The sequence below is a fragment of the Paenibacillus enshidis genome (assembly GCF_042136365.1).
GTDB lineage: Bacteria > Bacillota > Bacilli > Paenibacillales > Paenibacillaceae > Paenibacillus > Paenibacillus enshidis.
This window is the reverse complement of sequence record NZ_JBHHMI010000004.1, coordinates 65,105-85,090: the sequence shown is the minus strand read 5'-3', so window position 1 is coordinate 85,090 and position 19,986 is coordinate 65,105. Positions and strand designations below refer to the sequence as shown.

7 protein-coding genes and 2 pseudogenes are annotated in these 19,986 nt (G+C 46.3%); 3 read left to right on the top strand and 6 right to left on the bottom strand.

What is annotated here, in order from left to right; genetic code table 11:
* Positions 1-132: 132 nt before the first annotated feature.
* A pseudogene (locus ACE41H_RS06550) lies at positions 133-661 on the bottom strand (group II intron maturase-specific domain-containing protein); the annotation flags it as partial.
* An 80-nt stretch (positions 662-741) separates the two neighbouring features.
* Here ACE41H_RS06550 and ACE41H_RS06545 point away from each other — a divergent pair.
* Positions 742-1,517 (top strand): annotated as a pseudogene (locus ACE41H_RS06545) (IS5 family transposase).
* 411 nt (positions 1,518-1,928) lie between these two features.
* Complete coding sequence (locus ACE41H_RS06540; protein ID WP_375354166.1) at positions 1,929-4,427, top strand: HD domain-containing protein; 2,499 nt, start codon at positions 1,929-1,931, stop codon at positions 4,425-4,427.
* Positions 4,428-5,467: 1,040 nt separating this feature from the next.
* On the opposite strand, the gene ACE41H_RS06535 is transcribed toward ACE41H_RS06540, so the two are convergent.
* Entirely contained in the window at positions 5,468-7,195 is a 1,728-nt protein-coding gene (locus ACE41H_RS06535) for a cache domain-containing sensor histidine kinase (protein WP_375354165.1), read from the bottom strand.
* Positions 7,196-7,249: 54 nt separating this feature from the next.
* Positions 7,250-8,860 (bottom strand): response regulator, encoded by a 1,611-nt coding sequence (locus ACE41H_RS06530; protein ID WP_375354164.1) that lies wholly within the window; start codon positions 8,858-8,860, stop codon positions 7,250-7,252.
* Positions 8,861-9,168: 308 nt separating this feature from the next.
* Between ACE41H_RS06530 and ACE41H_RS06525 the strand changes: the two genes are divergently transcribed.
* Positions 9,169-12,648 (top strand): discoidin domain-containing protein, encoded by a 3,480-nt coding sequence (locus ACE41H_RS06525; protein ID WP_375354162.1) that lies wholly within the window; start codon positions 9,169-9,171, stop codon positions 12,646-12,648.
* Positions 12,649-12,825: 177 nt separating this feature from the next.
* Here the strand turns inward: ACE41H_RS06525 and ACE41H_RS06520 are convergent, their stop codons facing one another.
* The 3 genes from ACE41H_RS06520 to ACE41H_RS06510 form a co-directional block, all read right to left on the bottom strand.
* Positions 12,826-14,340 carry a hypothetical protein gene (locus ACE41H_RS06520; protein ID WP_375354161.1) on the bottom strand — a complete coding sequence of 505 codons (1,515 nt, stop codon included), beginning with the start codon at positions 14,338-14,340 and terminating at the stop codon, positions 12,826-12,828.
* Positions 14,341-14,506: 166 nt separating this feature from the next.
* Entirely contained in the window at positions 14,507-14,716 is a 210-nt protein-coding gene (locus tag ACE41H_RS06515; protein WP_375354159.1) for a hypothetical protein, read from the bottom strand.
* 275 nt (positions 14,717-14,991) lie between these two features.
* Positions 14,992-19,893, bottom strand: coding sequence for a ribonucleotide reductase barrel domain-containing protein (locus ACE41H_RS06510; protein ID WP_375354495.1), 4,902 nt, complete (start codon positions 19,891-19,893; stop codon positions 14,992-14,994).
* Positions 19,894-19,986 lie beyond the last annotated feature (93 nt).

Here is a 19,986-nt window from a genome sequence, read left to right as displayed (position 1 = left end):
AGCTGGCGCGGTGTCGTCGGACCCGTTTCCAGCCCCTCCCCATAAGAACTGCTCGTGAGGTTTTCCCTCAAGCAGCTCACCCAGCAAATTTCATCGAAAGGGTTATGGGACCTATCCGTATAGTGGACACTTTCATCGGTACGCTGTTGCGCTTTTGAGTGGTTGGACTTTCCAGTCCCAATACAGTCCCAGTACGCCATACAGGTACTCATTACTCCATCTCCGCCATCCGATGCTACTTTTTTCGTCTCCGTTTCCTTCTGGTTAACAGTGTCCGAAGCTTCATCTCCGTGTAGTCGCGTATTTCACTGAAAGCGTCGCTGGCATTCCCTACCCGGAAGTAGTTCACCCACCCGCCCAGTATCGCATTAATCTCCTTCACGATGTCTTGGGTCGGTTTCGAGCCACCACTACGAATCGTTTCGCGAATCCGCGCTTTAACGGCTATCCGGGCTTTCTTCTTCGGTGTCATGAGGATAAAATAGCCCGTTCCACTTCGCTTCTTCGTACGACGCAGATCAAATCCGAGATACGCGAAGGCCTCGCCTTTCAAGGCATTGACCATGCGTGTTTTCTCCAGATTGAGCTCCACACCCAATGGCTCCAATTGTTCCCGCAGCCGCTGTAAAGCTAATTCCGCCCATCCCCGTTTGCTAGGGTGTGTCTGAAAACTAGCTATTGCTTCAAAAGCGAAGCTATAGCATAATTTTACCAAGATGAAATCATGAAGGAACGTGTGAAATGATGCTAAGACGCCATGAAATCAATGACCAAGACTGGGAGCGTATCAAAGATCTATTGCCGCCCGAAAACACAGGTGAAGGCAGACCTTCGAAACCGAATCGAATCATGCTGAATGGAATGTTGTGGAAAGTGAAAACAGGTGCACCTTGGCGCGATCCACCTCCACGTTTTGGTCCTTGGAAAACGGTATATTCCCGCTTTCGTTTGTGGAGTAAAGACGACGTTTTTCAAAAGGGGTTTGAGTCGCTGTCCAGCGATGCTGACTTACAGGAAATTTCGATCGACAGCACTTCCTGCAAAGTTCACCAGCATGCGGCAGGGGCAAAAAAAGGGCCGAACATGCCGAAACCGGTCAAGAAATCGGATGTTCTCGGGGCGGACGCAATACCAAAATCCACGCCGTAGTAGATGCTCTGGGGAATCCGATTCACTTGGTTTTAACGGCGGGGAATCGAAATGACTGTTCGGTGGCTGTTGATGTTCTTTCAGGTGTAACGCTGTCTGGAAGCGTGGTTCTAGCCGATAAAGCCTCCGGAACCCAAGCGATTCGAGATCACATCAAATCTCAGGAAGCAACGTTTTGCATTCCTCCAAAGTCCAATGCTGCAGAACCATGGGAATGTGATTTCAATCGATATAAGGAACGTCACGTCGTGGAATGTTTTTTCAATAAACTCAAGCAATTCCGTGGGATCGCCACTCGATATGATAAACTTGCCCGCAACTTTTTGAGCTTTGCCTATTTAGCTTCTGCTATGATTTTGCTGAAATAGCTCCATTGAGGGTAGTTTTCAGACACGCCCTAGTGCAGATTACTGGAAATAAAGCAACAGTTAGTGGACAACGTCGTGTTGTGTAATTACTATCATGCAATCTAATTGTCGGGCTTGTTTCCGGAACGAAGCACTAGAACTTTATTACGAATCAGTTTATGGATGAAAAGAACGAAATAATCGAAGACGAGTTTTGGTTGAAGTTTGAGTACGCTTTGAGCTAAGCTATGAGTAAACGACTTTAATCGTCGACATTTAATGTCAAAATCCATCTACTTTAATCAGAAGGCCATTTAAGTGTTTGTTTTCTTTTGTATAAACGATACAATATGTATCGTTTGATATTCACTGTTGCGCAATGAAAGTAATTGTATCTGATCATATAAGATATGAAAGTGAGAGAATAACAAAATGAATGATCTTTTTATAACCCCGAATCAATTAGATTATGAGAACAACCCACCGTATATTGTAAAATATTTAAAAGATAAAAATGAAGACATGTATAGTCAATCATTAACTGTTTATAGAAGGATATCTAGTATTTTGAACACTAGAGTATCGCAAGTTTTTCCTGACTACACACTCCACGACGTAAAACATTCGTTGAGAATTATGAATACAATGGCACTTTTAGTACCTTCAATCGAAGAATTAAGTGAGTTGGAGATACTATTTCTAATATATGGAGCACTTCTACATGATATTGGTATGGGGGCAACTGCAGAAGAAATAGAAAGTATAAAATCTGGTAAACTGGTATATGGGGATATTTCATATACAGCACTTTTCAATCGTTTAAAAAATGAAAAGCAGGCAATCCAGGAATTTATTCGTAAGTATCATGCTTTACGTTCTGCTGAATATGTTAAATTGGAGCTCGAGGATTTACTTATAATCCCCAACATGACTTCTGTGAGTATTTCGGACGAAGTGGCATTGCTATGTCAATCACACACTGAAGATTTTTATTGGTTAAAAAATAACACTCAAAAACATGATGTTAAGGGAGTATATCAATACAATCTAAGGTTTTGTGCAATCTTATTGAGATTAGGAGACATTTTAGATTTTGATAGTGAGCGGACTCCACCAAAACTTTTTTTAGCAATTAATCCTCAGGGGATAAGCAAAGGAGAATGGGAGCAGCATTTTGTAGTTCAAAACGCTAAAAAAGTAGAGGAGCTTGGAGATACAGTTAAAGAAATACGATTACATGGTAAGTGCGATAGTCCACATGTTTATCGGAAGGTACTTGGATATATTGACTGGATTAATAATGAGATTGAAAATTCGAATTATCTTTTAAATACAATGGAAAAAAGATATCAATTTTTTTTGAATCCCAAAGTTTCTAATTATATAAATACTGCCGGGTATACTTTCACGGATTTAAGATTTAATATGGATTACTCAAAAATAACTCATTTATTAATGGGAGAACGTATATATGGAAGCAAGAAGTACGGTCTGCGAGAATTGATTCAGAACTCTATTGATGCTTGTAGAATAAGAAGAAGTTATGAGGAAAAAAGGGGCGGTATTGAAACAGAAGAGTATATCCCAACAATAAAGGTTATTTTCGATAAATATAGGAATTTTGTTAAAATTTCCGATAATGGTATTGGAATGAACATAAATATTTTAAAGAATTTCTTTTTAAGTGTGGGCTCTTCTTATTATAATTCTAGTGATTTCCTGGATCAAAACTTGAGTAAAGAGACCATAGGTAACTATGGAATTGGATTCCTTTCATGTTTTATGCTCTCATCTAAAGTGGTTGTAAAAACAAAATATTTCCTAGGTTCAAGTGTATATGAAATTGAACTACTCAAAGATGATGAGTATGTTTCAATAAAGCAGATTTATGAAAATACAGATAGCGGAACCGAAGTTATTCTTGATTATCAACAGTTTATGAGTATTTGGCAGGAGGATATGGCACGAATTAAGTCATTTCTTGAAACTACTTTCTTAACAGACGATATAAATATTCAAATAATTGATTTGGAAACACAAAGCAAGGTATTATTAAAGAATACACTAACTAAATTAAGCAATAATATGAGTATTGACTTGTCGAAATATTTAACAGGAATTACTGGTAATGTCCCTCTTCAGGGTTTGGTCAGAAATATTTTTAGCGAAAATATATCAACACTAGGAGAAACTTATTATTTTAATGGACAAGGATTGATAGAATTTGAAGAATCAAATATTAAATTATTAGATTTAGTTGTTGATGAAAAAATTCATGTTATAGATGTACCACTTATTGAGGAAGAGGATGTTTTATCTACAATGATTGAGGCATTGGATGACGATATTGACGAGGCATTATATATGTATATTGAAAAAAAAGACCCTCAATATATTAGTATTCTTACGTCCAAAGAATACTTTAACACATTAAGCAACGAATATATAGAAGATGGGGAAGAACTACTAAAGGGTCTTCCTTATTCTTTACTGTGCGATTATGGGCAAAGTGAAGATTCATATACAATTGCAAGTGTTGATGTAACAAGAATATTAACTTTAAAAGATTCAACAAAGTTCCTTGAAATAGAGGATCTGTTTAGCACAACAATTGATATTTTCATAAAAGGTGTATTTGTAAAATCAGCTTCTTTACTGATGCCCAATAAATTAAAAAATTTAAAGATTGATAGATTTAAAGTAAATATAAGCCTTGCAAGTATTGTCCCATTAATTTCACGAAATGATTTCGATCAAGATACAGAAAAAGACATTCTGAATTCGATATATCAAGCGATTTTATTAGGGATTTACGAACAACTTGAACAGCTAGATGAAAAAAAACTTATACTTACTTATTTGAAAAAGTATCATTTTGATAGCTGTCTTTTTTTGCGTGAAGATTATATTGGTCTAATTAAATTTTCATAAAGTTTATATGGTTTTCAAAGTAGGTTAAAAAGCGACAGCCTTCAAAGCTAGAAAGCTGTTGCTTTTATCCCGAATCCGTGAAATGAGCTTAGAAATATAGCTTCCTCGGTGGAGTAAAATAAAGAAAAAGGGAGAATTCTCGAACTCCTTACATTTATTATGCCTGTTGATTATCCAGATACCGGGTTAAGACAGTTCGACAGATAAACGTGCTTTCTCAACACTTTAGTCAAAGCGATGATCCATTTGACTTGTAGATGATTATGCAGTATTTGTTCCGTGAAACGGATGAACAACATGATTTTGCAAGGGATCATGAACGATTTTGAATGGTCATACAGCCATCTTAGAATCACATAAACCATCAAAGAGGCAAAAAGCTGGTTGAACACAGCATTCTGCGTTGTGCCAAACAAAATAGGCACATTGAGATTTTGCTTGATCTATCTAAAGAAAACGCCGCAACGTGCCTTGTAGATCTCAGCAGCCTGCTCGGATGACAAATGTATCGAATTGGTTACGACCCGGATTTCATTGTTATTGTTATCTTGAAAGATCACAACGTTAGGTCGAAGCTCTGATTAGCACTGAAGTGTTCCGAGATAGCAAGTGATATCTTGCATGACGTCTGAGGCTTCTACTTTTCGTTCTTTAAGGAACGCGGTTTTACAAGCATTACGTTCTCTTTGATACGAATTACAAAATACTGCTCCTCCCTCGCATACAGATCGAATCGCTTAATTTTGCCGTAAGCGCGGTCGTTCACCAGGATATAGTCCTTGTCTTCGGCAAACTTCTCTCTGACGGGACCATCATGCGTCGTACCGATCGTTTTAACAATCTGGACAGCTTTGCTATGACCTTCGTGTGTTATCTTCAGTAGATTTCCACTTCATTTGACAATTCACTTTCACTTTTGCGCATTTAAAAATCCACACTTCTGCATAAGGAGCGCCAGCGACCAATTAAGTCCTTGAAGGACAAAGGAGTATCCTTGCAAAAGTGCGGATCTCTTCATTTCTTTATTAGAAAAAGAGCCGTCAACCCGGTATTGGAAAACAGAGCAGCACAGAGGTGCCGATGTCCTTCTGGCTGCTCACGGACAGGCCATAGTTTTCTCCGTACATGGACCGGATTCTCTCGTGCACATTTTTTAACCCAACGGACTTGCTTGGGGCGCTGGGCCCGTACAAGGTTTCATTAATGCGTGCCAGCGTCTCTCTGTCCATTCCCGCACCGTCATCATAAATCGTGATGGCCAGGTCTTTTCCCTGCTTTTCTACAGTCACCCCAACCGTTCCTTTTTTCTGCTGGCGCAGTCCGTGCTGGACCGCGTTTTCCACGATGGGCTGCAAACATAATTTCAGGATCGGCAAGTCCATGTCCACGTCAGGAGCGATGTCACACCTGAGCACATATCTGTTGTCATACCGGACCGAAATAATATAGAAATAGTCATGCAAATGCTCAAGCTCCCGGCGCAGACTTACGCGCTCTTCTCCATAATCAATAACGTATTTCAATTGATTGGACAAGGAATGAATCATATCCGCGACCTCTTCCGCCTCTTTATCCACCGCATTCATCCGGATCACTTCAAGGGTGTTGTACAGATAGTGAGGTCTGATCTGGCTTTTTAGCGCATTCAGCTCGGTTTGCTTCTGCTTGATCTGGGCCACATAAGCTTCATCAATATGCACCCGCAGGCGCTCGACCATCCGGTTAAAGCCTTGGGTCAGCCTGCCTATTTCATCGTTGCTGTTGACCGGAAGCATGCTGTCCAGCCTCCCGGACTCCACCACTGCCATTTGCTGAATCAGCTTGCGGATCGGCGCAGCCAAACGGCGGGAGAACCAGGCTCCCATGACAATCAAAGCCACTGAGCAAATCAGGATCGCAATATATACGGTGGCCCGTGCAGAAAAAAGCTGCTCAAACAGTCCTGCCCGATGAATCATTGCAATCAGTTGGCCGTTAACAAAAGGAATGTCTTCACGCAGCACCAGCAGCTCATGATCCTTGCTGCCCGCTAAAATTTCATCCTTCGTCCTGTTGCCCTGATTGCTGAAATAAATATGATGCTCATCATCGATCAGAAGCACCTCGTCCTGCTCCCCAAGATAAAGCTCATTCAAAAATTGCCGGAACACCGCTGTATCAATGTCGAGAAACAAGGTGCCCACCACCTTGGGTTCCCGGGTCAGCACGCCTGAGGTATCAATAAGATTACGCGCAAGCGTGAAAACCTCCCGTTTGGACCCGGTGAAATACGAGTCCTGATGCTTCGGGAAAATAGCTACCTTCGCAGGCTGCGTGCTCATTTTGTCTTTCCATTCCTGCACAGGCAGCAGTTCGCTTCTAAGTCCGCGATTCTCCCGTTCCTGGTAATAGATACGCCCGTCTGCCGCCCGGACAAAATAAGCGCCGGTAATATAGTTATCACTAAAAACGATCGTTTTCAGGAAGGAATCGATGGGCGTCGCATTGATCTGCTCCAGCTCATTGACATTAAACGTCTGATTCCGGTTAATATCTTCGGATACTCCCTCATAACGGACGTTATACATAAGCTTCGAAATGTCATTGTACTGCTGGAAGGCCGAATTAAGATTATAGCTCATATACAGCACCATTTGCTGCAGGTTGCTGGTTGTATATCGTTCTACATAACCCGAGAATATTTGCACGGAAAAAAAGCTTAGCGCAAAAAGAGGGATAAGCCCCACCAGCATAAAGGAAGCCGAAAATTTTACGAATATGCTTTTCATCAACAATCTCCAGAAGCGCATGAAGGCAGCACCTTCTTTGTCCGTTATGGTTAATTATGTTTGATGCTGGCGGAAGCACTGCCGGTATTCTTGCGGCACCTTGCCAAATCTTTTTTTGAACATATCGCTGAAATGTCTCACATGGTTATAACCTACACGGTCGGCAATTTCATAAACCATAAGCTCCGATTCCATCAGCAGCTTAAGCGCGTGCCTCATCCGCACCTCTGTGATATAGTTTTTGAAATTTTGACCGGTATGCTTCTTGAAAAAGCTGCTAAAATAGTAGGGATTCATATAAACAAGGGCGGCCATCGATTCCAGTGTAATATGGCTGGCATAATGCTCTTCAATATACGCTTTGATCTTCGTTAACAGCGCCCGTTCTTTACCCGACAGCTTGCCCGCAAAATGCTGCAGCATTTCCGCTACGATCTCTTCAACCATGCGGGCAACATCCGCGTAGGAAGGACAGGCAGCCAGTTTTTCCAGCAGAGCACCGTGGTCAGCCTGGATGAGCTCCATCCCACTCCCGATCTTCGCAAGCTCCTGATGTATGAACAGCATTGAATTGTAAACCCCCGTAACCGCCAGATTCCTGTTATCCCCTGCCTGAATCCGGATCTGCTCCAGCAGTTGCCGTATCAGCGGCTGCAACTGTTCCTTCTGTTGAGCGGTCAGCGCTTTGACCACATCGGATTGCAGCTCTGCTATGGACTTATCCTCCGGATTACTCCCTGCACGCTGCTCTTCATAACAAATTACCTGGTTTATGCCTGTAAAATATTTTCTATTAAGCGCTTTCAATGCAGACTGGCAGGATGCCTCCGCTTCTTCAATGCCTGTCACACTTACCCCTATACCACACGACACACTCAGCTTTAAATAACCGTTGATTTTATTGCGAAGGTCGTTGGCCAGTTGAAGCGGATACTCTCTCTGCTCATGCTGGATTAGAATGACAAAACATGTTTCTTTCTGCACCAGCCATCCGTTACCCCCGTTCCGTTCCTGCTCCAATGTCTCTCTAATGATATTGGACAATGCGAAGTTTACCAGATTGCGCTCCCGCTCCTTCCACGATGTGCCAGTGCTATTTTCATCGATCTCCAGTACACACACGGTAGTAAATCGGCTGATTGCAATGACGTCCATTTGCGCAAGCGCGTCGAGTGTCTTTTTGTCCCCGTCCAGTAAACCGTCAAGAAGCTGTTCTATGGTGGTGGATCGATTCTTTTTTTCATAATAAGTCAGCATCTCTTTATTTCGCTCACCGTCGGATTCTTCCCGGATGATAGATGCGGCTTTTCCTGCTGCTTTTTCGAGCTGATGTTTATTGATAGGTTTTACCAGGTAATCCAGCGCCCCCAACTGTATCGCTTGACGGGCATAACCAAATTCCTGAAAGGCGCTGATAAAAATCACCTTGGCACGGTATCCCTGTTCATTTAACTCGGCAATAATATCAATCCCATTGCCATCCGGCATACTGATGTCGCTGATAATGAGCTGAGGTTCATGTGTACGGATCAGTTCGCGGAGCTCCTGCCCATCATTTGCTTCGCCTACAATGGTAAATCCAAGCGAGTCCCAGGCTATCAGTTTTTTCAGACCACGCAATATGACGGGTTCATCGTCTGCAAGTAATAATTTAATGGTTTCCATAGAGCGCCCCCTCCTGCTTACCCGTGAGTATTAATATTTACTGTACGCGTGTAAAAACATGGCCTTCATCTGCTGATTAAGATTATAACGACAAACGCTGCCTGAAAAAACAGGAACCTGTGCCGATCATCCGGTCCTGACGCTAAATCCAAAAAAGAATGCATATTTCGCTTAAAAAAGCAGCATACCTCTCCTTCGCCATTCTGCTATTGTGTTTCTTGACTACACAGGAAAAGGAGGAGATTTTTCTGAAGCGAACGTATGGGAGACCGTACCGCACAAGTCTGTGGAGGCGGGTGACAGCCGGATTGACTGCATTCATTTTTGCAGCTATGTGCATTCCCTGGCTATCGCCGTATGCCTCGGTATCTGCAGAGGAGCTGCCTGCTGCAACCAATACGGTAGAGATTACGGAAACAAGCAGCAACGGATTTCTTCATCCAGGCATCGGGGTAACCAAGAACATTCTTGAAAACATGCGGGCACAGATCATGGCTAAGCAGGAACCGTGGTATTCGTATTATAAAGCCATGCTTGTTTCGTCAACAGCCTCTAAAACGGTCACATCCAGCAATCAGGATGCCTCGAATCCCACCACACCGGCGAGTGATGCATTTGATAGTCAGGGTTTTAATGCGCGTTTTATATCCGATGGTTTGAAAGCGTATACACAGGCCTTGCTGTATTATATTACAGGCGATGAAACCTATCGGGCTAACGCGATGCGCATCATTCGCATTTGGTCCCAGATGGATCCTGCCAAATACGTTTATTTTACCGACGCCCATATTCATACGGGAATTCCGCTGAACCGGATGGTAACGGCGGCAGAAATATTACGGTATACGAGTTCACGGACGGAAGCCTTACAGTGGACGGAGCAGGATACGGCTAATTTCAGCAACAACCTCATTATACCGGTAACGGAAACGTTTCTTCACGATAACAATCACTTCATGAACCAACATACCTACCCCCTGTTGGGAGCCATGGCAGGTTATATTTTCACAGACAACAAAGATCGGTACGAAGAAGCTGTAGAATGGTTTACCGTGAACAAAACGGCGAAGGATCAAGGCATTAACGGTTCGATTAAACAGTTGTTCCGGCTCGTAGATACCAATGCGGTTACGGGAGAGAAGCTGGATCAGCCGGTTGTGCAGCATGTGGAAATGGGCAGAGATCAGGCTCACGGTGCCGGAGACATTACGAATGCAGCGATTATTTCCCGGATGCTGCTTGCCCAGGGCACCAAGGTAGACCCCATAGCAGGCACGGTCTCAACCGCTCCGAATGCGGTGGATATTTTTTCTTTTCTGGATCACCGGATTTTGACGGCAGCCAATTATTTCTGGCAATACATGCTGGGCTACGATACCCCTTGGACCCCAGTGGTTTACACCATGGATGAGCACGGTAGTCCCTTGGGCATTTATCGGGTCATATCCGATTTTTACCGGGGCCGCATGAACACCGCCCAGTTTTGGGATATTTACTATTATTATACCTATAGCCAAAAAGTCGATCTCTCGGAAAAAGCGCCTTATTTCTATGAAGCGTTCACGAAACGGATCCCGTCCAATTATTATTATCAGGGAAAGCTGGCCCAAGCCTGGGAAAGCCCGGACGGTGGCGGGGATTTCTGGCTGTATATCCCGCCGCAAGCCGTGGGGGAAGGTTCCAAATATCTGCCCAAGGAAATGACAAATGAAGCTTTGGCAGAAATCGAAGACCGGTACACGGCCCTTGACAGCCATTCGGCGACCAGGCAGGAAGGGAGCATTTCCTATGTGGAGATTATGGCAACGGATGAGGGGAGCACCATTGTGCCTTTGAATCTTTCCTTTGGCCAGCGAACCTCCCCCAAGCTCATCGGCTTGAAAATCAGGACCAACGGGACCGCCACCCTTGAGCTCAGTAAAGAAAGAAACTCCCTCCCCTTCCATACCATTACGCTGCCGGATACAAAGGGGCAATGGAGATACGTCACCTTTGATATGTCCATCAACACGGTTCCCTACGCACAGATCGATGAAAACTATAGCCTTATGTATATGAAGGTAAAGGGCAGCGACAGCAAGGTGGACCTGGATCATTTCCATGTCCAGGCAGGCAGTCAGTTATCCGCTCCGGTATTTAAATCAGGTTCGTCAGCACTGCATCTGATCGCATTTACCGGAGGAACGATCAACGTGGATTTTTCGGCTACGGATGCGAACGTCTCGGACGTTGTCACCTATGAAATGGCAGATGGTCCTGCGGGAGCCGTTTTGGATGGCAATACCGGCGCCTTCACCTGGACTCCCATGCAAACCGGAACAAGCTCCTTTATCGTCGTGGCCAGCGACGGAACGTCGATATCTGCGAAACAAGTGAAGATTGAGGTAACAGCCGACCGGGCGGCCGCCGTTACTGCAGCCTCCACCGCATATAACCCGGCTCAGAGCTATGTGTCAGCTACCCTTGCGACGTACACCAATGCTTATACCGATGCGATCCAACATATTGAGACGGATACAGATGCAGCGTTTTATGCCAAATTGCAATCGCTTCAGACGGCAGTAGAAGGCTTGGAGCTTCTAAACAGTGCTTTGCCAGATGGAAGCCTTGACTTTATCAAAATGGGTTCTGCTTCTTCCTTCGGCAATTACCTGCCAAGCCTCACGGATGATAATGACAACAGCTACGTCGCTTACGGCTTGGCACCGGATCAATACCATACCCTTGATTTCGGCAGCAGGTTTAAAATCACGGCGCAAGCTTTCGAGATCCAGGGCAGAAGAAGCTTCCCCGAGCGCATCGCCGGTCTTGCCGTGTTCGGATCAAATGATGGGGACAGCTGGACACGGTTGACGGATGAGATGACTGTTCGCAGCGAAGAGAAACAACGGCTCGCCGTGAAGGATGAGTATATAAACACCCCATTCCGTTTCTTCAAGCTGGCCATCATTGAGCCGCAAAGCACGATGTTCGAAATCAGCGAATTACGTATCTATGGTCAACGGCATGAAATGTTCAGCAAAATGAGCTCTGTGTCGATCCGTTCGGAGCAAAGTCTGAAAAACCGGATTGTAGCGGGCGATACGGTGAAGCTGGATTTTAAAGCGGTCGAACCGATTCGGGATGTGAAGGTCTTGATTCAAGGGCAGGAAGCGACGGCTGTTACAACCGACAATATTCACTGGGCAGCACAATGGACCGTCGGCCCCGATGCCAAGGATGGGAAGGTCCGCTTTTCGATCAATTACAAACTGATATCGGACGGAACCGCTGGAGATGAAGTGTTCCTGACGACGGACAGCACCCATCTGTTTATAACAGATGAATCTCAGCTGATCCCCAATGTGACGGATATCACCTATCTGATGGATCCCACAACAGCCGGAAATCGAACTCCTGCAGAAACAATGAAACAGGTGAGTTATCTGTTTGACGGGGACCCAGGCACCCATTCCGATTTCCGGCTTGGCAGCAACGGGGCGGGAGGTTTCATTACCTTTGACTTCAAAGCAGATCAGAGGCTTCTTGTTACGAAGGTCGAAATGTTAGCCAGACAGGATCAATACTTTGGCCGGATCAAAGGTGCCGTGGTTCAGGGCTCCAACGACAACGAAAACTGGTCAAACCTCACGCCGGGGGCCTCCGCCCTTCTTGATTGGCAAGTCTTTACAGTAAGTAATGCAACACCATACCGATTTATCCGCATTTATAATTCAGGTTCATGGTTTGGCAATATGGCTGAATTGAGGCTTCATGGTTCTCTGCAGAGTGTGAACGCAGTACCCTAATGATAGACATCCTTACTTTTGAGCAACCAAACGACGTAGAATTTGCACAGATCAGGCAATAAATCAGGTTTGAAAAAAACGGACACCAACAATGTATTCGGTGTCCGTTCTATTCGCCTAATCCCATTCCGTGATTCATCCCAAGCCTTTTAAAGAAATTTCGGGGATGCTGCATGTTTATTTGAAAACCTCCTTGCTCAGTCGTACTCCGTATACCACAAGTTCCTTCAAAAAAGGTTCAACCGCCAATTTGGTAACCAAAACTTGAAATGGATGCAATACAGACAACAAGTCTTCAATATCCTTTGGATGGTAACTGGTACCGGCTTCTGGCAGACACATCTGCTTAGTTTGACCGGAAAGAGAGATGTTTTTGAATGAAATGCTGTCTGATCGCTTATGTCCCGTCTGGATATGTCCAAGAGCTTCAGTCAATACACGACGCAATGCCAAAGTGGGATTTAAATCAATGGCATAATACCAAGTGCCGTTTGAGCGAACCCAGACAATTGGAATGTGGGGATATAAATCTTCACTGTATCCTAAAACCAAGTCCTCTGCTAATGCCCTCAACGATTCAAGATAATATTTACTGCACAGATCATCAAGTTTAGACAGGTCAAACGGAACTACTACAGGAGTAGCCTGTTGCATATCCCATCGATACAAACGGTCCAGTTCACTTTGCAGAAGGGACTGCAGCCCGCGTCCTGCCGCCTCCGAACCAGTCGTCCCTGCACCTACATAAGTATTTTGCATTTTATCTAACAAAAGATGATCGCACAGTCTGGACATATATCTTTCCAACCCCGATAAGCCTGCTTCTCTCCTGGCCTGAGTATGATCCATTCCTGCATGAATCGTGGCTGGAAGCCTCGTGGCAGGACCATCGGAAAGGGGATCCGCTATCTGGATACTGCATAAAGAAAGCGGGAGCTGCTCAAAAGAACTTTCTTCAAGGGAATAAAAGACACCAGTCCGGGAAGAGACAAGTCCAGTAAAATAATTTTGTAATTGTTCCTCATTCATACTGCTTTGCTCCTGATTGAAGGGAATATGGAGGGGGAACCAGTCGGAAAGCGGAATGTGCTGAAGTGTCAAAGGGTGTTCGAAAAAGGAATGGATTTCTCCGTGGATTGGATCTTCACTCAAGATATAGACACTGTTTTGGAGTTCAGGAATGCCGGTACTCAGATACCGTTCTACGTAACTTGATGTTATATGGGACATCCTATCTACAATAGTCGGTGCAGGAGAAGTGGGCATCCGGTTCTGCACATGCAGACGCAGCCAGCAGGACTCCCAGCATGCATCTGTTTCTTTTATCGTAGTTGGACCCAGAATTCCGTATTCATGCGTAAACGTTAAAGGCAGAAGAACCTTTTGCTCCTCTATGCAACAACTGTAAAATTCATGGTAAAGCTCAAGATTGTTGTTTGCTGAAGCTAATAAAACCAGATGAAATGGCTGAACCAGTTCTCTCCATGTCATTTCATCTTTCTTTATTATTGTTATCCTTCCGTCAGATTGCTTCCCGTACAGCATTTCATTCATTTCTTCATCAATTTCGGTTTGAGACGATGAGCAATCATCTGTAATTACGATTGTGAGTGGTTCGGGGATAGCCTGAAGCAAAGAGGGAAGCAAAAACTTTAGAACCGAGCGGTTGCCTGCAACCAATAGTTTATTCATAACACGCCTCCTTTTTTCACTGGTGGACACCGCTTAAAAAGCAGTTTTTTTGCTTTGCAGCCCGGCAAGTCGTAATTATTATATGGCAAACCAAGTTTGTAGGAACACAGAAATACCAGAAAAAAATAAATTCCTCCTGCTGAACAGGAGGAAGTGATGCAACGTGCTATTGAGAACTGTCATTGAACTCGCCCACCGCCGGTTCGCAAAACATATCCAAAATAAGATTCACAAACTCGACCTGCTTTTCTTGCGACTCCTCTTCACCCAAAAAATTCAGTTGAAACGAACGTTGAAAACACCCTCCCAGCAATAAATCCGCTACTGTCCTTGGATGCAATTTCTCGCTGATCCTTCCCAGTTCTCTTTCTTTCAATAAATAGGCTTCCACCGCTTCATTTGATGGCAGATATAAAGTTTACTTTGGGGAACAGTTGGTGTCTGATATTTCAGTGTCAGATATGATGATGAATATGTACGCCAAAACGGAACCTGGTTAATAAAGGAACGTGCTGCCCACTTCATTATTATAGAAGCAAGACCATTACAGGGCTAATTTATTAGATGAAACTAAGCTGTTTATTTTCTAAAGCTCAGGCTGTCGAGAAGACTCGACAGCCTTTTAATTTCTTCTCAGTATTTACATCCAACTTAACCACACTTGCTGTATCCGCAGTTGCTGCAGGTTTTACAGCCCTCGATATTAATCAGCGAAGCCGAGCCGCAGGACGGGCACAGATCGCGAGATGCCGCTGTTTGGTGGCCGTAACCCGTTCCGGCTTCGCCGCCGTGATTGGATTCAAGACTTGCATTTACCTGCTCCGCAGGGGCACCTCCCATGCTTTCCTCCTGTGCCAGCGTAGCCGCAATCGGAGCAGGCGTGTCCGTGTCCAGCTCATGGTCTGCAATCCCATTCTGCACATGAAGCTCAAGCGCCTTCGCCACCGCATCGGCAATGGATTCAACCCGGTTCACGCCAAAGCCGATTGCCCCGGAGCCGCCAATCCCCTTTAAATGCTTCACCAGCAGTTCCACCTTATGGCCATGATCGCCGTAACGCAGGAATAGCGAGCATACACGTCCCAGCGCTTCTGCCATCGCGAACACGTCCGAGCCGGCTTTACCAACGTTCAGGAAAATTTCCGCAGGGATTCCGTTCAGATCGTTGATCGTAATGTAAGCCATGCCGAACGGGGTGTTGATTTTGTAGGTCGCTCCCCGCAGCACCTGCGGGCGGCTTTTATACTGCTTATCCACCACTTTTCCGGGGGGCTGAATTGCCGCCGTTGCTGGTGCTGGGACAGATTCCTTCGCAGTCCCCTCATCTTTTTTTTCGGTAGACAGCACCTGCACGTCGCGGCTGCCGTCCCGGTAGATGGTTACACCTTTGCAGCCCAGATCAAACGCGAGCTCATACAGCTTCTTCGTCTCCTCGACCGTAAAATCGGCCGGACAATTCGCCGTCTTCGAGATCGAGCTGTCCACCCAGCGCTGGATGGCGGCCTGTGCGCGGATATGATCCTCGGCCGACAAATCCATGGCCGTGACAAAGTAGTCGGGCAGCTTTTCACCCGGATGGGCGTCCAGCCATTCCTGTGCAATCGGTACGAACTGCTCGTCAAACCCGAGCCGGCTTTGCCGGAAATATTTAAATGCAAAGTACGGCTCAATACCTGTGGAGGTACCCACCATCGTACCGGTGCTGCCTGTCGGCGCCTGGGTAATGACCGTTACATTGCGCATGCCTTTGGCAGCGACCGCTTCTCCGACTTCAGGATATACCTCGATCATGTTTTTCATAAATCCGCTCAGCACATATTTCTCTGCATCAAAAGCCTGGAAGGAGCCTTTCTCTGCCGCAATATCCGCAGAGGCGAGATAGGCTTCGCGCGCCATAAAGCCATACAGCTTATCCAGGAACTCCAGCGATTCCGGGCTGCCGTAACGGATGTTCAGCTTGATCATCAGCTCGGCCAGTCCCATCGTGCCAAGCCCGACACGGCGCTCTTTCTTCTGGTTTTGCTCATTTTCCGCAAAATGATATGGCGTCTTGTCGATGACATTATCAAGGAAGCGGACCGAATATCTCGTCGTCAGCGCCAGTTCTTCCCAATCGACGTCATGCCGTTCCTCATCATAGAACTTCGACAGATTGATGGCCGACAGGTTGCACACGCCCCAGCCGGGAAGGCCCTGTTCTCCGCAGTTATGAGCCACCATTCCTCCGGCAATCAAGGAGTTGGTCTCCGGCTCATGAATATCATATACGGTAACGAAATCACCTTTTTCGATCTTGTTTACCTTTGAGGCGAATTTTTCCGATTTCCGCGAAGGTCTGGCAATCCGCTCCAACGCCCGCTGTTTTCTTGTCACAAATTTGAAGCCGATCTTTTCTGCAAAGACAACGAGATTGTTGCCACTCACGATTAATTCGTAGGACCCGGAGCTGGAATAAACCTTATGTTCATAAATGGAACTGTTGATTCCATAATTCAGCAAGAGCAACTGTACTCCCTGCAACAGCTTCCGGGAGGCCGAGGTTAATCTCGCTGTCCGGTGCATCTCATCCCTCTCATTCACCGTACCATCAGCGGAGAACAATGCTTGCAGAAAAGCGGTAACGGTAGTTCGGGACGAAGTGAACAGTGCAGACGGAACTTCTTTTTCTGTAGCCCTTACTGCCTTAACCCCCAATTCATAAAGCTGCTCAACAAGCGCTTTCCGCCACCAATACACTTGTTTGGTACCATTGCTTCGCTCAAAAACTTTGGCGGTAACCCCTGTTATTTTCTCTCCTGCCTTAAGCAACTGAGGGATAACTTCGCTGTCTGCCGCGCCAAACACCATACCAACATCCCCACGCTTGGAGATCCAGCCGTCTCCTGTCAGCCATCCAAGGAACAGCCCCCACTCCTCGCCAAGTGCATCTTGGGCTGCAAATTTTCCCTCTCCGGACTGTAAGTAAACGTAATCATCTGCGCTTAATTGTGCAGCTTCTTTCCATCCATGATTGGTGTACAAACGATGCTCGGGAGTCACTGAAAGCTCCATGCCGTTTTGCAATGAAATGTTCAGGGTTTCTCTCTGTCCTGTAGGGAAAACAGTAGCTGTCCTCATTTTTAATCCAGGAACCTCGTAGCTTCTTCCCCCTACAACTTTTGCTTGCTCCACGAGCCTTAAATCTGTTCCGACAAGAAAAGCTTTACCTTGTGTTTTCTTATATAAGTCTTCGATGGTGATAAGCCCATATTCGGTTGTAATCCGTGTGTTCAGGTGAAAGCACGGATTCGTACAGATAATCGGATTAAAATACCAGCTGTTGGACATCTGGTTGTAGTACTCCATGAACACAACGCCGGGCTCGGCTGATTTCCAGGCCGATTCGATAATCGTATGCCAGATTTCACGTGCTTTGACGGTCCGGTAGTGAACGACCTTGCGACCGGCCTGCTTCCATTTGTCCAGGTCGCCATCCCATAGCTCGTCATAATCCGGCGTACTTGTATCTGGAAATACCAGCTCCCAGTCCAGATCCTCCTTGACCGCCTTCATGAAACCGTTGCTCACGCACACCGACAGATTAGCGTTGGTCACCTGCCCCATCGTCTGCTTGACCGTGATGAAATCGAGCACATCCGGATGCCAGTCGTTCATCATGAGCATAAGAGCGCCCCGCCGGCTATTGGACGTATAAAATCCGTTGCCGCAGAGCATGTGCACGTCCTCCACCTCAAAATCAAACACTTCGCTCGGCCCGATCGGTTCAATCGACATGATTCGGTCGGGCACCGTCGCAAGCAGTTGCTCGACCCGTTCCGCCAAAGCCACTTGACCATCCGCTTGCAAACGATCCTTCACTCGGGTCAAAGCCCGAAAGGAAATACGTGCCTTCGTCGCATCCCAAACTCCTTGATAATATTTCCCGGGAACAGCTTCATTTTTCAGGGACAACTCGATGAAGCGGCTCATCTTGTCTTTAAATTCAGCGCCGGTCACGCAGAGCCGATAGATAGTACGCCATCCTTGTCCGCTGCGGTCTGTCGATCTGATATGAGACATAATGCCGTTGACGGCAAGCAACTGCTGCACGTCGCGAAGCATTCCGAGACTGACGCTGTCGATTCCGTGACCTCCTTTGGCACCGCGATCACAACCGTCTGCGTCGAAATAACCGGCGACAAAAGCCCCCATAACACTAGCGGGGGAACGGAAAATCGGTTCGGGCACTCTGATCTCTGCGCTCCGTGCTTTCAGAATTTGGTTTTGTTCAAGCCAATCGACCGCTATCCGGGAATAAAGGGCTACATTTTGGCATGCGCCGTCGCCCTTCTCCACAACCGGTTCGATGTTGAATAACTCCCGCAATATTTCGATCAGACATTGACGAATTTCCGGACGGTCGTCTGCCGTGGCCAGTTTGATCGCCTTCGGAGCTTCCCAGTTGACTTTGCGCCCCCAGTGAACGTATCCGTCCCCATAAAAGTAACCGAGCAAATAAGCGAGCTGTTCATCGAGCTGCTTGGGCAGCTTCACCGCTTCGTTCAGCGTTGTGCTCATTTCAGAGCGATTGTACGGCTTGGCTTGGAGCTGCACATAAGGAACCTCTTGTAGGCCTTCCGCAAGGAGGAGAAGAGTTTCGTCACGGACATCCAGATCCTGCAAAGGAATCGTGACGATGGAGCCGTTGCGAATCGCCCCCATCTTATGGTCCTTAGTCACCTCTACCGTAAACCCGCGCTCGGTCGTAACCCGAAATAAAGGCTTCACTCCGTTGCGAAAAGAGTGTGTGATACGTCGCGGTCCCCAGTGGGTTAACGCGTACAGCGTCTCTCCGCGGTCCAAGCGATCGGCGAGTTCGCTTGCAGGGATAAGGCCACGATTAGTCGCAATCCGTTCGCGGGGACCGAAGCATCCCCCTTGCTCGATCAGCCCTGTCGTATAACTGAACAGACCTCCCCAGGAAACAGCGCCGCTGGAGGAACCGTTCACTCCTTTCACAATAGCCCTCCGTGGACGCAGTGAGGAGAGGTTGATCCCCACGCCACCGCCGCGCGCCATAATTTCCGTCATTTCGGTCAGCGTCTCCATAATGCCGCCCCGGCTGTCCTTGGGCGAAGGGATGACATAACAGTTGAATAAGGTCAGCTCGTCGCTTGCCCCCGCCCCTGCCGCAATCCGCCCGCCGGGCACGAGCTTCCAGTCGTCAAGCACGGAACGAAATTTGTCACGCCATTCCTGCTGCAGCTCCGGAGTTTTCTCCACGGATGCCATGGCCTGGGCGAGCCGATTCCACATCTCCTCTGGCGTCTTTTCTATATTCAAGGTCAGCTTCTCTACATCGGTTTGAACCATTTCACCCGAGCGGGTACGGACCGTCACTTTTTTCCCCTCACGGCTGACGATTTCGCCAACCTCCTTGGTCGGGAATTTCGGGTCATCCTTGGTCAGGACAAGCACGACGTCGCCCACCTTGGCGTTGTTCGTATCCGCATCCTTCCAGGCATAGCGGTCCAGAAATATTTTTTCACTTAACCCTGTCAGTTGCTGCTGCATCGTTTTCAAAGAATCAGCCTCCCTATATGTAGTGATGATTAAGGCATAAACGGATTTCAGCAACCAAATCACTATATATTGTGTTCTTATATC

What these genes read in the sequence shown, in the direction of transcription:
- ACE41H_RS06535 (WP_375354165.1), bottom strand. Translation starts at nt 7,195, where the DNA reads ATGAAAAGCATATTCGTAAAATTTTCGGCTTCCTTTATGCTGGTGGGG.
- ACE41H_RS06520 (WP_375354161.1), bottom strand. Translation starts at nt 14,340, where the DNA reads ATGAATAAACTATTGGTTGCAGGCAACCGCTCGGTTCTAAAGTTTTTG.
- ACE41H_RS06510 (WP_375354495.1), bottom strand. Translation starts at nt 19,893, where the DNA reads ATGCAGCAGCAACTGACAGGGTTAAGTGAAAAAATATTTCTGGACCGC.
- ACE41H_RS06530 (WP_375354164.1), bottom strand. Translation starts at nt 8,860, where the DNA reads ATGGAAACCATTAAATTATTACTTGCAGACGATGAACCCGTCATATTG.
- ACE41H_RS06540 (WP_375354166.1), top strand. Translation starts at nt 1,929, where the DNA reads ATGAATGATCTTTTTATAACCCCGAATCAATTAGATTATGAGAACAAC.